This is a genomic window from Citrobacter sp. ABFQG (assembly GCF_004322975.1).
Classification (GTDB): domain Bacteria; phylum Pseudomonadota; class Gammaproteobacteria; order Enterobacterales; family Enterobacteriaceae; genus Citrobacter; species Citrobacter freundii.
Genome location: NZ_CP036435.1, coordinates 2,712,029 through 2,725,977 on the forward strand (window position 1 = coordinate 2,712,029; position 13,949 = coordinate 2,725,977).

Sequence of the window (13,949 nt, forward strand, 5' to 3'; positions counted from 1 at the left end):
GAATAAGCCTGGTAAAATGCGGGCTTATGAACGACACCTCTTCTGACGACATCCTTCTGCTGAAACAGCGCCTGGCTGAACAGGAAGCGTTGATCCACGCCCTGCAGGAAAAGCTGAGCAACCGGGAGCGCGAAATAGACAAGCTGCAGGCGCAGCTGGATAAACTTCGCCGGATGAACTTCGGCAGTCGTTCCGAAAAGGTCTCCCGCCGCATCGCACAGATGGAAGCCGACCTGAACCGGCTGCAGAAAGAAAGCGATGCTCTGACCGGTCGGGTGGATGACCCGACAGTGCAGCGTCCGTTGCGTCAGACCCGCACCCGCAAACCGTTCCCCGCATCACTCTCCCGTGACGAAAAACGGCTGCTGCCGGCAGAGGCATGCTGCCCGGACTGCGGCGGTGCGTTGAGTTACCTGGGCGAAGATGCCGCCGAACAGCTGGAGCTGATGCGCAGCGCCTTCAGGGTTATCCGGACCGTGCGGGAAAAACACGCCTGCACAAAATGCGACGCCATCGTGCAGGCCCCCGCGCCTTCACGCCCCATCGAGCGGGGTATCGCCGGGCCGGGGCTGCTGGCGCGCGTGCTGAGTTCAAAGTATGCAGAGCATACCCCGCTGTATCGTCAGTCAGAAATATACGGTCGCCAGGGTGTGGACCTGAGCCGTTCACTGCTGTCGGGCTGGGTGGATGCATGCTGCCGGCTGCTGTCACCGCTGGAAGAGGCGCTTCAGGACTATGTCCTGACCGATGGCAAACTCCATGCCGATGATACCCCGGTGCAGGTGCTGTTGCCGGGTAATAAGAAGACGAAGACCGGGCGGTTGTGGACATACGTTCGCGACGACCGCAACGCCGGGTCAGCGCTGGCACCGGCCGTGTGGTTCGCCTATAGCCCGGACAGAAAAGGCATCCACCCGCAGACCCATCTTGCCGGCTTCAGCGGTGTGCTGCAGGCGGATGCATACGCCGGGTTCAACGAGCTTTACCGCAATGGCCGGATAATGGAAGCCGCCTGCTGGGCTCACGCCCGCCGAAAAATCCACGATGTGCATGTCCGAACGCCATCGGCGCTGACGGATGAAGCCCTGAAGCGTATCGGCGAGTTGTATATCATCGAGGCGGAAATAAGGGGAATACCGGCAGAACAGCGCCTTGCCGAACGTCAGCAGAAAACGAAGCCACTGCTGAAATCACTGGAAAGCTGGCTGCGTGAAAAGATGAAAACCCTGTCGCGACACTCAGAACTGGCGAAAGCGTTCGCATACGCCCTGAACCAGTGGCCGGCCCTGACGTACTATGCAGACGATGGCTGGGCGGAAGCAGATAACAACATCGCTGAAAATGCTCTGCGGACGGTCAGCCTGGGTCGAAAAAACTGGCTGTTCTTCGGTTCGGATCACGGAGGTGAGCGCGGCGCGTTGCTGTACAGCCTGATCGGGACGTGCAAACTGAACGGTGTGGAGCCAGAAAGCTACCTCCGCTATGTCCTTGACGTCATTGCTGACTGGCCGATAAACCGGGTCAGCGAACTGCTCCCCTGCCGCGTAGCATTGCCAACTGAATAACACCTCCCCGTCAATACGGTTCTCGCTGCACGCTTACAATTTAACCAGGAGTGTCGCTTATGGCTGGAACGGCGGGGCGTTCCGGGCGTCGCCCCAAGCCAACGGCGCGCAAGGAGCTGGCAGGGAACCCCGGCAAACGAGCCCTGAATAAAGAGGAACCTGTATTCACACCGATTAAAGGTGTGGCACCACCTGACTGGTTTTCTGAGGATGATGGTCTGCCAATGGCGGCCGTCATGTGGGAACTGACCACGAAAGAATTATGTGGACAGGGATTACTGTGTGTTACCGATCTTGCCGTACTTGAGCGCTGGTGTGTTGCATATGAGTTCTGGCGCAGGGCGGTTAAAAATATCGCCAGAGAAGGGCTGACTATTACTGGTGCTATGGGGGGGAAGATAAAAAACCCTGAGCTAACCGCAAAGAAAGAGCAGGAATCGGAGATGAGCTCTACCGGCTCCATGCTTGGCCTTGATCCCAGCAGTCGACAACGCCTAATCGGCCTTGCCGGACAGAAGAAAACCTCTAACCCATTCCTGAAGATGATCAACTCATGAGCCGGAAATCGTACCCCAACGTAAACGCCGCGAATCAATACGCCCGCAACGTTGTGCGGGGGAAAATTCCGGCGTGCCAGTTTGTCATTCAGGCCTGCCAGCGTCATATCGATGACATGGCGGCTGAAAAGAGTAAGAAATTTCGTTACCGCTTCGATAAAGACATGGCAGAAAAGGCCGCGAAATTTATCCAGTTGTTGCCACATACAAAAGGAGAGTGGGCATTCAAGCGGATGCCGATCACTCTGGAGGCATGGCAACTGTTTATTGTGTGCTGCGCCTTTGGCTGGGTCCAGAAAGGGTCGAAGCTTCGACGATTTCGCGAGGTTTACACGGAGATACCGCGTAAAAATGGGAAATCAGCTATTTCGGCAGGTGTGGCGCTGTACTGTTTTACCTGTGATAACGAGTTTGGCGCTGAAGTATATTCCGGGGCCACAACTGAAAAACAGGCGTGGGAAGTATTCAGACCAGCTCGTCTGATGTGTAAGCGCACCCCGCTGCTGGTGGAAGCGTTCGGGATTGAAGTTAATGCGTCCAACCTGAACCGGCCAGAAGATGGCGCGCGTTTTGAGCCGCTGATTGGTAACCCTGGGGACGGCGCTTCACCGCACTGTGCAATTGTTGACGAGTATCACGAACATCCCACAGATTCGCTCTACACCACTATGCTGACGGGTATGGGGGCGCGGCGACAACCACTAATGTGGGCGATCACGACGGCGGGTTACAACATTGAGGGTCCATGCTACGACAAACGGCGTGAAGTGATTGAGATGCTGAACGGCACAGTACCGAATGAGGAATTGTTCGGCGTGATATACACCGTCGACGAGGGGGATGACTGGACCGATCCTAAAGTGCTGGAAAAAGCTAACCCGAATATGGGCGTGTCGGTCTATCGTGACTTTCTCCTCAGCCAGCAACAGAGAGCTATTAATAACGCCCGTCAGGCTGGTGTATTTAAAACTAAACACCTCAACATCTGGGTTGCAGCCCGTGCCGCTTTCTACAACCTGGTTTCCTGGCAGAACTGTGAGGATAAGACACTTACGCTGGAGCAATTCGAAGGACAGCCATGTGTTCTGTCTTTCGACCTGGCGCGCAAGCTGGATATGAACAGTATGGCGCGGTTGTTCACCAGGGAAATTGACGGCAAGACACATTACTACAGCGTTGCTCCCCGCTTCTGGGTTCCCTACGACGCAGTATTCAGCGTTGAAAAGAACGAAGATCGTCGTACTGCGGAGCGATTTCAGAAATGGGTTGAAATGGGACTGCTTACAGTTACTGATGGCGCTGAAGTTGATTACCGCTACATCCTTGAAGAGGCCAAGGCGGCAAACAAGCTCAACCCAGTCAGTGAGTCACCGATTGACCCTTTCGGCGCGACGGGGCTTTCACATGATCTGGCTGATGAAAGCCTTAATCCGATCACTATTGTTCAGAACTACACCAATATGTCTGATCCGACGAAGGAGCTGGAAGCCGCCATTGAGTCAGGCCGCTTTCATCACGACGGGAACCCGATTATGAGCTGGTGTATCAGCAACGTCGTCGGGAAGTATTTGCCCGGTAATGACGATGTGGTTAAACCCATCAAAGAGCAGAACGAAAACAAAATCGATGGCGCGGTTTCGCTGATTATGGCAATCGGACGGGCAATGTTGAATAGCCGGGCGAGTAATTCATCCGTTTACGACGAGGAAGATGTAGCATGCTAATGACATTTTTAAGTTTTTTTATCGGCCTCGCCGGAGCCGCGTTACTGTCTGCCGGTGCCTGGCTTATTTCACCTGCAGCCGGGCTTATTACTGGCGGTTCAATCTGCCTGCTGTGGTCATTTTTAATCGCGAAATCAATGTCTGCCAGCGTAATTAAATCAGGGGGTGAATAATGTTCATTCCCCTGATGTTTCGGGGTAAATCTCAGTCTGGTGGTAGTTTCTGGCAGGCGATGCTGGGTGGTGTGAGTTCCAGCCAGAGTAAGGCGGGGATCATTATCACTTCTGAAACCGCAATGGCGTTATCGGCGGTCCGGGCATGTGTAACGCTTCTGGCAGAATCGGTGGCGCAGCTGCCGTGTGAACTTTACAGGCGAGGCGCTAACGGAGGCCGTGAACGGGCGACTGACCACCCTGTTTATGATCTGATTCATTCCCAGCCCAACAAAAAAGACACTTCATTTGAATACTTTGAACAGCAGCAGGGCCTGCTTGGTCTGGAGGGGAATTGCTACTCGATCATCGACAGGGACGGGAAAGGTTTCCCGAGGGAATTAATCCCGGTTAATCCCAAAAAAGTCATCGTCCTGAAAGGGCCTGACGGGATGCCCTATTATGAACTCCCCGAAATTGGCGAAACGTTGCCAATGCGCATGATGCATCATGTGAAAGTTTTCTCGTTGGATGGTTATATCGGTAGCTCTCCAATCCAGACGAACGCAGACGTTCTTGGGTTAAGTCTGGCGGTGGAAGAGCACGCTTCTCAGGTTTTTCGCCGTGGCTGTACGATGAGCGGCGTTATTGAGCGACCAAAAGACGCCCCGACGATCAAAAGCCAGGATGCTATCGACCGCCTGCTGGCAAAGTGGACGGACAGATATTCCGGTGTCAGAAACGCCTTCTCTGTTGCATTGCTTCAGGAAGGGATGAGCTACAAGCAGTTATCTCAGGACAATGAGAAAGCGCAGCTGTTGCAGTCTCGTCAGTGGGGCGTGGAGGAAGTGTGCCGACTCTATAAAATCCCGCCTCATATGGTGCAGATGCTGGCGAAAGCCACGAATAACAACATTGAGCACCAGGGGCTGCAGTTTGTGATGTACACGCTGTTGGCCTGGCTGAAGCGTCATGAAGGCGCATTAATGCGCGATCTGCTTTTACCCAGCGAGCGCAGTGATCTGTACATAGAATTCAATGTCTCTGGCCTGTTGCGCGGGGATCAGAAGTCGCGTTATGAATCTTATGCATTAGGCCGCCAGTGGGGGTGGTTATCGGTTAATGATATTCGCCGCATGGAGAACCTTCCACCCATCGCCGGAGGGGACAAATACCTGACGCCTCTGAATATGGTCGACAGTAAACAAATCTTACCTGGCAATAACACGCCAACAACTAAACAACTGGCAGAAATCAACTCTATTCTGTCCAGAAACTGAATATCACCCGCAGTGCGGGCTGACCCGGTAAACATCATGACAAAAAATTTAATTAATCTGCCGCATCTGGCGGCTATGGTCTTTGGTGTACCACATTACGTGACACGACAGACAATGGATTCTGTAAAAGCTGTGCTGGTTCCCCGTATTCAGGGATTATCAGAAGAGGCTGGAATTCACATGACGCAGGAGCCTGATAACAATCAGGCGCCAGATTTGGTTCAACCAGCTGGTGGAATGGCAGTTATTCCTGTTCACGGCATTCTGGTTCCGCGTCGTGGGCAAATTACTGCAATGTGTTCTGAACTTACCAGCTATGAGCGCATACGTAGCCAGGTGCATGCTGCATTAAATGACCCTTCCATCAGTGAAATTGTGCTGGATATAAATTCTGGTGGTGGTGCGGCGGTTGGATGCAAGGAACTGGCCGATTATATTTTCCAGTCACGTCAAACTAAGCCTATTACTGCAATTGTGAACTACAGCGCCTATTCTGCGGCTTACTTTATCGCTTCGGCCTGCAGCAAAATTGTAGTCAGCCAGACCAGTGGAGTCGGCTCGATTGGAGTGATTATGGAACACCTGGATACTTCCAGGATGGAAGAGCAAATGGGGTTAACATTCACCACGATTTTTCGGGGAGATAACAAAAATAACGGTACACAACATGAGCCACTGAGTGAAGACGCTCGGGGAATGTTCCAGAGGATGATTGACGATATGTACGAGACGTTTATTACCTCTGTAGCGGAATACCGGAATCTTGCCCCTCAGACGGTGATTAACACGCAGGCCGGAATCTATTTCGGCGCTGATTCCATTTCTGCTGGTCTTGCCGATGAAGTTTCGGATCCTCAGTCTGCGATTAATGCCATTGCAGCAAAGTACAAACAACCTCAACGAACCACTTCCATAAAGTTGCAGGCCGCCGCGATGGACCTGCAAACCAGAATGTGACCCGGCGCTAACGCGTCATTACCAGAAAGCAGCCTGTTGGCTGCTTTTTTTATGCAAAAAAGAGAGAAAACTATGCCACAGATTGAAGAATTGCGTCGTGAACGTGCGGGTATTAATCAGAAGGTTCAGGTACTGGCGGCAGTAGAAACTGGTGGCGGTACGCTGACAGCGGAGCAGTTAACCGAATTTGCCAGCCTGCAGCAGCAGTTCACGGATATCAGCGCCAAGATTGAGCGTCTGGAAGCGGCTGAACGTGCTGCAGCGCTTGTCGCCAAACCGGTTAAAGCCACACAGCAGGCTCCTGGTATCAGCATTAAGGCAGAGCCAAAGCAATATACCGGCGCAGGCATGACCCGTCTGGTGATGTCGATTGCGGCAGCACAGGGTAACGTCCAGGGCGCTGCAAAATTTGCAGCTGAAGAACTGAATGACCAGTCTGTCTCGATGGCCATCAATACTGCCGCCGCGTCAGGTGGCGTTCTTATTCCACAAAACCTCCACAGCGAGGTGATCGAGCTGCTGCGCGATCGCACTATCGTTCGTAAGCTGGGCGCGCGCTCAATTCCGCTGCCGAACGGCAATATGGCGCTGCCGCGTCTGGCCGGTGGTGCGACGGCGAGCTACACCGGGGAAGGCAAGGATGCGAAAGTATCAGAAGCCCGCTTTGATGATGTGAAACTCACTGCGAAAACCATGATTGCGATGGTGCCAATCTCCAACCAGTTGATTGGTCGTGCTGGCTACAACGTGGAGCAGCTGGTCCTGCAGGATATTCTGACCGCGATTTCTGTTCGTGAAGATAAAGCCTTTATGCGCGATGACGGTACCGGTGATACGCCTGTCGGTATGAAAGCGCGGGCAACTGAGTGGAACCGCCTGCTGCCGTGGGAAGCTGCTGCAGAGGTTAATCTGCAGACGATTGATACCTATCTCGACAGCATCATCCTGATGGCTATGGACGGCAACAGCAACATGATCAGCTGCGGCTGGGGTATGTCGAACCGTACCTACATGAAACTGTTCGGTCTGCGCGACGGTAACGGTAACAAGGTCTACCCGGAAATGGCCCAGGGGATCCTGAAGGGATTTCAGATTCAGCGTACCAGCGCTATCCCGGCAAACCTCGGTGACGCAGGCAAAGAGTCGGAAATTTACTTCGCTGACTTTAATGATGTGGTTATCGGTGAAGACGGCAACATGAAGGTGTCGTTCTCGCAGGAAGCCTCCTACCAGGACGGGGATGGCAATCTGGTTTCCGCGTTCTCCCGTAACCAGTCGTTGATCCGCGTGGTGACGGAGCACGATATCGGCTTCCGTCATCCGGAAGGTCTTGTTCTCGGGACAAAAGTGCTGTTTTAACCGGTCCTGCACTCTGTGCGACCACGGTCGCACAGCGTAAAAGCACGTAATTCCCCAGGCCCGCAGCAGCGGGTTTTTTCTTTTCAGGAGCAAAACGATGACGACGAAAGCGGCAAAAGCAGCGGCAGCGGCGGCTGCAGCCGGTGATGTGAAAAAGCCGGATGAACTGACGCCGGAAAATACAGTGGACGGGGATGGCGGTCAGAATACTGCAGCGGGTTCAGGTGATACAGGTGTTGATCTGACCGGAAGTGAAACAAACGGGGCCACGGGCCTGACGGGAGCAGAAGTGGCGCGGAAAGCGGTTTTTTTCCTGGGACCCTATCATCGTTATTCACGCGGTGATACGGCCTGTTTTGATGCTGAGTATGCAGAGAAACTGGTTGAACGCCATATTGCGGTATGGCCAGAAGATGCGGAAAAGGCGCTGAGTCCCCGCAAGGGAGCCGATGACCATGATACTGACATTGGATGATGTGAAAACCCAGCTCCGTCTGGAGCCGGATTTCACGGAGCATGACGACATGCTCACTAAAATGGTGGCGGCTGCGCAAAAGAGTATTGAGCGTGACTACTACTGCAAACTGGTGGGAAGCGATGACGAACTGCAGGCGCTGCCGGAAGGGGTACGCGGTTTTGTGGCGGATGAAGATATCCAGCTGGCCATGCAGTATCTGGTCGGGGATGCGTATCTGAATGGTTTCACCGGTCAGTGGCTGGAGACGGCTGCGGTCCGGCACCTTCTTTTCCCGTTGCAGGAGAACACCGTATGAGCCTGAAGCCGGAAGAGATGACCTGCCGTCTTTCGATTGGGTATATGCAATCCGGCCGGGGGCCGCTGGGTGAACATCTGCCGGAACAACTGGTCGCGACCGGGAAAGCCTGGGCGAAGCGCGAACTGGTGTCGGGCAGAAAGGTCCGCACACTGGATCAACTGCAGGTTGTTGAAACGTGTCTTTTTACCACTCATCCGAACCTGAATATTGATATCGACTGGAAAATAACAACGTCTGACCGGATTTATACCGTTCGTAACGTCGAACGTCTTGCGGACCGCATCATCATCACAGGGGAGGCAGACGCACGTCATGATCGAGCTGGCATTAAAGACAGCACTTGAACGCCTGACCGGGCTGAATGTTTACCCTCTGCTCCTGCCTGATGAGTTGCAGGAGGGGATTACTTACCAGTGTATCTCGGATCCGGAACTGTACGCCGGACTGTTGCGCACAGGCCTGATTGCGGGGCGCTTCCAGATAGCGATTCATCTGCTTAATGACTACACCCGCCTGTTACAGCTGGATAAGAAAATCAGCGCGGAATGGACCGCTATCGTGCATGGCCATCTGGAGGGTTTTCCCGTGCAGAATGTGGTCCGGGGTGGAATACAGCAGAGTAAAACGGTACTGACCAGCGGCAATATTCAGTACCGGCTCGTGCGGGATTTCACCTTTCACTACCGGGACGCCTCACCATGATCACTATGGACGTAAAAGGGCTGGACGAGCTGGAGCGGCAGCTTACTGCGCTCGGTGAAAAGGTCGGCATGAAGGTGTTACGTGATGCAGGGCGTGAGGCGCTGAAAGTGGTTGAAGAAGACATGAAACAACATGCCGGCTTCGACGATGCGTCCTCTGCAGAGCATATGCGTGATTCCATCAAAATTCGTTCATCCACCCGGAAAGGTAGCGGAAATACGGTGGTCATCCTTCGGGTTGGCCCCAGCAAAAAGCATTACATGAAAGCGCTGGCCCAGGAGTTCGGTACGGTGAAACAGGTTGCCAATCCGTTCATCCGTCCGGCACTGGATTACAACGTCCAGCAGATTCTGCGCATTCTGACCGTAGAAATCCGCAATGGCATTCAGAACAGGTAGCAACCGCTGCCCACTATTTAAGAGAGAATCATTATGGCTGATGAAAATAACACGCCAAAATCATCCCCTGAGTATGCAATGCTTCCTGCCGGGACGGTGGTGAAGTTTGGCGAAGTAGGGGCCGCAGTGGCGGCGCTGAAACCTCTGATTAACTGTAAGGCGCTGGGCGCGACAGGTCAGACGGGAGGATTTGTCGACTGTACCACCCTGCTGGACAAGAGTAAGCAGTCGGTGTCAGACCTGCCGGAAGGGCCGGAGAAATCGCTGGGATTCATTGACGACCCGGAAAACGAAGATTTCACCGCGTTCCTCAATGCTGCAGAACAGCGTAAGACCGTTCAGTTTTATGTTGAGTTGCCGAACAAACGAACGGCTTCAATGATCCTTGCGCTTTCAGGCTGGCAGATGAACGAAATCACAGCGCCTGCCAGTGAAGTTATCCAGATTACGGTGCAGGGTAAGCAAAACAACATTAAATGGGGAATTGCCGCCCCGGCGCCAGATGCCGGCGCGTAATCCGTTTCCCGTTACACACCGCCTCCGGGCGTTTTTTTTTCGTTTGAAAAACAGGATACATCATGTCTGAATTTAGCCTCTCCGAACTGAAAAAGGCCCTGCTCAGCGCAAAACCCTCTCCAATTAAAACCGAAATCTTCGGTACAAAGGTTTACCTTCGCCGGCTGACGGCGGCTGAGCTTATTGATCATGAAGATGCGCTCATCGAGGCACAGACCTCTGGCAACGCCCGCATGGCGTCAGAGCTGAGCGTACAGATTGTTATCGACAGTCTGGTTCAGCCTGACGGCTCCCCGATTAAAGCCAAAGACAAACCCACGGCGAAGGAGCTGCTGGCGGCACACGATAACGTTGCGCTTCTGGATGCCATCGACAAAGTGAAAAAGCACGGCATCGGTAAGCTGGAAACCGCCGAAAAAAACTGAGTGACTCGCCCTGGCTGGAGCTAATTTTCTGGCTGGCCGACCGCTGGGGCGAGCCTGACCCGTCAAAAATTGCGGCGCTTCCGGCTGACACGCTTTTTCACTGGCGTGCTTTCTTCCTCAAACAGGGCATTTTCAAAAAGCCTTCGCCAGAAGGTTCTGACAATAACCCGCCCCCTGTTAAATCACCCGCAGCAGCGAACCAGAGTCTGGATGCGCAGTGTGCGGCAGTCATGAAGGTATTAATGTAATGGGTGACGTTGCCTCTCTTGCCGTTGGGCTGCATCTGAATGCAGCGAACTTTAAATCGCAGCTGATGAGCGCCTACGGCAGCGCTGAGAGTCAGTCACGCCAGTTTAACCGCAATGCCCAGGCTGATGCGAAAAAGACGGAGGATGCCTATAAGCGTGTTTCTGCTTCGGTATCGGGGCTGGCAGGCAGGCTGGCAGGTTTTGCCGGGGCGGGTTTATCGCTGGGTACCATTATCAGCACCACGCGGCAGTACAGCCAGTCGTTGTCGGATTTGCAGGCTATCACCGGTGCCACCAGTGCGCAGATGAAACTGTACGATCAGGCGGCGCAGGAAATGGGCCGCACAACGGAATACAGCGCATCACAGGCCGCTGAGGCGATTAAGCTGATGGCTTCGGCAAAGCCTGAACTGCTGAGCACCTCTGCGGGGCTGACGGCGGCGACCAAAAGCGCGTTAACGCTGGCCCAGGCCGCTGGGACCACGCTTCCGGATGCCACCCGAACGCTGGCCCTGTCATTAAACCAGTTTGGGGCGGGAGCCAGTGAAGCCGACCGGTATATCAACGTGCTGGCTGCTGGCGCGAAATTTGGCTCGTCGGAGATAGCCGATACTGCTGCCGCGATTAAAAATGGCGGGGTGGCAGCGGCACAGGCTGGCGTTGGTTTTGAAACCCTCAATGCCGCCATACAGGTACTGGCGGAGCGCGAAGTGAAAGGCGGCGAAGCCGGGACCGCACTGCGCAACGTGATCCTGAATCTGGAGAAAGGAACGGATAAGACCCTGAAGCCTTCTGTTGTCGGGCTGAGCCAGGCGCTGGAGAATCTGGCGGGAAAAAACCTGTCAACAAAACAGGCCGTAAAGCTGTTCGGGGTGGAAAACCTCAGCGCAGCATCCATCCTGGTGCAGAACCGCGAGAAGGTGGAGTCGCTGACCGCCGCCCTGACCGGTACGCAGACCGCGCATGAGCAGGCCGAAATCAGGGTAAATAACCTGAACGGCGATCTTCTCAGCCTGACTTCGGCTTTTGAAGGTCTGATTATTAAGGTAGGACAGAGCGGAAACGGCCCGCTGCGCAGTGGTGTTCAGACCGTTACCGATGCCATTAATGGCCTGACGGATAATTTTAATACGGTCGCCAACGTTGCGCTGTATACACTGATTCCTGTTCTGGCGACAAAACTGACGGCAGGTATCAGGGGGAACATCGGTGCCTGGGTTGAGCAGCAGCAGGCAGTCAGGGCCAGCGCGATGGCGCAGGCCGATATGGCGCGAAAAACGCTGGAAAGTACCGCCGCTACGCTGGCACAGAATAACGCAGAATTCGGGCGTTATCGGGAAATGGAGAAAAGCGCCAGACAATTTGGCCTTAACGTGAGTTACCAGAGCGAGTTTAACCGCTTAATCCGCCAGGAAACCGAGCAGACACTGCTTTCCACCCAGGCAAAGAGCCAGCTGAATGCTGCCAATAAACAGCTTTCAATTTCAGCCCGCGCGGCCTCTGCAGCAGTAGGTATGGCCAGAGGGGCGCTGGCACTGGTGGGCGGTCCAGTGGGGGCGGCGATGCTTGCCGGTTCGGCGTTGCTCTATTTCCATAATCAGGCGAAGAATGCCCGCCAGTCAGCGATTGACCTGAAAAATGCTGTTGTTGAAACGAATGAAGAGCTAAAAAAACTGTCGCTTAACCAGCTCAACGTGAAGCAGCTGGACATTGATGAACAGTTTGAGAATCAGGTTATTCAGCGAAATAAACTGATTAAAGAAATTCAGGATGCGGAAAGCCGTATTGATGGATTGAGTGGCTTCGATCCGTTCGGACAACTTAAAGGCGTACAGAACGATAAAACCCGCTACAAAGGGGATCTGGATGCCGTTGAGCAGGGGTTAAAACTCCTCAAAGAACGGCAAAAAATTGTCAAAGAGGCCATAGAACACGCTAAATCAGGGAAAACCGATCCCACACCGAAGCCGGATAAACCAGGGAATGAAACAGGGAGTGATAAACCTGATACCCCCTGGACCGGGGAAGGCGGGGATACTGGTAAGGGGCAAAAGTCGAAGGTTAACCAGTATGAGCAACTGCGGCGTGAAATCGAAGCGGCGCATGCCTCCAGTCTCGGACGTATCAACCTGCAGGAGCAGGAAAGCGCCAGAAAACTTCTTGAAGCCGCCCGCGCTGACGGAGCCAGCGAGGCTGATATTCAGAAGACTTTGCTGCTGAATGCTGAAAACTATCAGAAACAGCGCCTCGAACTGGCAGAACAGTATGCGCCAGCCAGAGCAACTCTTACGAAAGAGCGTGAAGCGAGCCAGGAGCTGAAGTCGCTCCTGAATGCCCGTATTCTGGATGAAAAGGAATACCAGACGGCCAGAATCACGCTGGCACAAAGTACGGCCCGCGAACTGTTACAGGCACAGGCAGCGGCAATGTCTGCCCCTCTGATTGATATCGCCGGGACGGTTGATCCGCTGGCAGAACTGCGCAATCAACTGGCCGAGCGTCAGTCACTGCTGCAGGCGTTTTACCAGAACGATGCGATCAACAAAGAGCAGTACGAACTGTTGAAGCAAAAGGCGGATAAAGATTCCGCTGATGCGCAGTACCAGACGGCGGTGGAGCTTTATAAGTCGCAGGGAAACCTGAACAGCCTCGCCATTGGCCTGATGGAAACCACCCAGGAGCGAACCTCCAACATGCTGACCGGCATGCTGAATGGTACACAGACACTCCGGGACGGGATGATTGGGTTATTTTCCTCCCTGACACAGTCGGTGATTAAAAACCTTGTCGATATGGCAGCGCAGGCGCTGATTACCAACACCATCCTGAAATCCATTATGGGTATCGGCGGCAGTCTTTTTGGCGGCGCAGCCACCGCGAGCACCGGCACGGCCATCAGCAGTTTTAGTTTTAATGCGAAGGGCGGTGTTTATGACTCACCTTCATTAAGTGCCTACAGCAACGGCATCTATGACAGCCCGACCCTGTTTGCTTTTGCAAAGGGGGCTGGCGTGTTTGGTGAGGCTGGTCCGGAAGCCATTATGCCTCTGGCGAAAACGACTGACGGTAAGCTGGGTGTCAGGGCGCTGGGTGACCCGGGTTCCTCTGGTGGTGGTATGAATGGGGGGATTGCTTATTCACCTGTGTATCACATTGCCATTCAGAATGACGGGCAAAACGGGCAGATAGGGCCGCAGGCATCGCAGATGCTGGTCAAAATGATCGATACGCGTGTCATGAGTATCCTGAGAACTCAGGGACGTGATGGTGGCATGCTGGCGGGAGGATAA

At 53.9% G+C, this 13,949-nt stretch carries 15 protein-coding genes; all 15 read left to right on the forward strand.

Features of this window, described 5'->3' with window-relative positions:
* Positions 1-26 precede the first annotated feature (26 nt).
* The 15 genes from WN16_RS13255 to WN16_RS13330 all read left to right on the forward strand — a co-directional run bounded on the left by WN16_RS13255 (position 27) and on the right by WN16_RS13330 (position 13,949).
* Positions 27-1,565, forward strand: coding sequence for an IS66 family transposase (locus WN16_RS13255; RefSeq protein ID WP_042922208.1), 1,539 nt, complete (start codon positions 27-29; stop codon positions 1,563-1,565).
* 59 nt (positions 1,566-1,624) lie between these two features.
* Positions 1,625-2,122 (forward strand): phage terminase small subunit P27 family, encoded by a 498-nt coding sequence (locus tag WN16_RS13260; protein ID WP_003832359.1) that lies wholly within the window; start codon positions 1,625-1,627, stop codon positions 2,120-2,122.
* The gene (locus tag WN16_RS13265; protein WP_016150031.1) at positions 2,119-3,846 is read left to right on the forward strand and encodes a terminase large subunit; all 1,728 of its coding nucleotides are present in this window, start codon (positions 2,119-2,121) and stop codon (positions 3,844-3,846) included. The genes WN16_RS13260 and WN16_RS13265 overlap by 4 nt, the downstream gene beginning before the upstream one ends.
* Positions 3,840-4,019 (forward strand): hypothetical protein, encoded by a 180-nt coding sequence (locus tag WN16_RS13270; RefSeq protein WP_003832363.1) that lies wholly within the window; start codon positions 3,840-3,842, stop codon positions 4,017-4,019. The genes WN16_RS13265 and WN16_RS13270 overlap by 7 nt, the downstream gene beginning before the upstream one ends.
* Positions 4,019-5,278: a phage portal protein gene (locus tag WN16_RS13275; RefSeq protein ID WP_044700572.1), complete on the forward strand. Its 1,260-nt coding sequence runs from the start codon at positions 4,019-4,021 to the stop codon at positions 5,276-5,278. The genes WN16_RS13270 and WN16_RS13275 overlap by 1 nt, the downstream gene beginning before the upstream one ends.
* Before the next feature lie 36 nt (positions 5,279-5,314).
* A complete protein-coding gene (locus tag WN16_RS13280; protein WP_044700569.1) occupies positions 5,315-6,235 on the forward strand; it encodes a S49 family peptidase in 921 nt (306 codons plus the stop codon).
* Between the two features lie 72 nt (positions 6,236-6,307).
* The gene (locus WN16_RS13285) at positions 6,308-7,594 is read left to right on the forward strand and encodes a phage major capsid protein (RefSeq protein ID WP_044700568.1); all 1,287 of its coding nucleotides are present in this window, start codon (positions 6,308-6,310) and stop codon (positions 7,592-7,594) included.
* A 97-nt stretch (positions 7,595-7,691) separates the two neighbouring features.
* On the forward strand, positions 7,692-8,069 hold the full coding sequence (locus tag WN16_RS13290; protein WP_044700565.1) for a hypothetical protein: 378 nt from the start codon (positions 7,692-7,694) through the stop codon (positions 8,067-8,069).
* Complete coding sequence (locus tag WN16_RS13295) at positions 8,050-8,367, forward strand: head-tail connector protein (protein ID WP_003832371.1); 318 nt, start codon at positions 8,050-8,052, stop codon at positions 8,365-8,367. Before WN16_RS13290 ends, WN16_RS13295 begins: the two co-directional genes overlap by 20 nt.
* Complete coding sequence (locus tag WN16_RS13300; protein ID WP_044700562.1) at positions 8,364-8,714, forward strand: phage head closure protein; 351 nt, start codon at positions 8,364-8,366, stop codon at positions 8,712-8,714. The genes WN16_RS13295 and WN16_RS13300 overlap by 4 nt, the downstream gene beginning before the upstream one ends.
* Entirely contained in the window at positions 8,683-9,072 is a 390-nt protein-coding gene (locus WN16_RS13305) for a hypothetical protein (protein ID WP_046670528.1), read from the forward strand. The genes WN16_RS13300 and WN16_RS13305 overlap by 32 nt, the downstream gene beginning before the upstream one ends.
* Positions 9,069-9,470 carry an HK97-gp10 family putative phage morphogenesis protein gene (locus WN16_RS13310; RefSeq protein WP_044700558.1) on the forward strand — a complete coding sequence of 134 codons (402 nt, stop codon included), beginning with the start codon at positions 9,069-9,071 and terminating at the stop codon, positions 9,468-9,470. Before WN16_RS13305 ends, WN16_RS13310 begins: the two co-directional genes overlap by 4 nt.
* A 33-nt stretch (positions 9,471-9,503) precedes the next feature.
* A complete protein-coding gene (locus tag WN16_RS13315; protein WP_044700555.1) occupies positions 9,504-9,986 on the forward strand; it encodes a major tail shaft subunit in 483 nt (160 codons plus the stop codon).
* A gap of 62 nt (positions 9,987-10,048) precedes the next feature.
* Positions 10,049-10,411, forward strand: a complete 363-nt coding sequence (locus WN16_RS13320; protein ID WP_044700554.1) for a phage tail protein — start codon at positions 10,049-10,051, stop codon at positions 10,409-10,411.
* A gap of 247 nt (positions 10,412-10,658) precedes the next feature.
* Entirely contained in the window at positions 10,659-13,949 is a 3,291-nt protein-coding gene (locus WN16_RS13330) for a phage tail tape measure protein (RefSeq protein WP_044700552.1), read from the forward strand.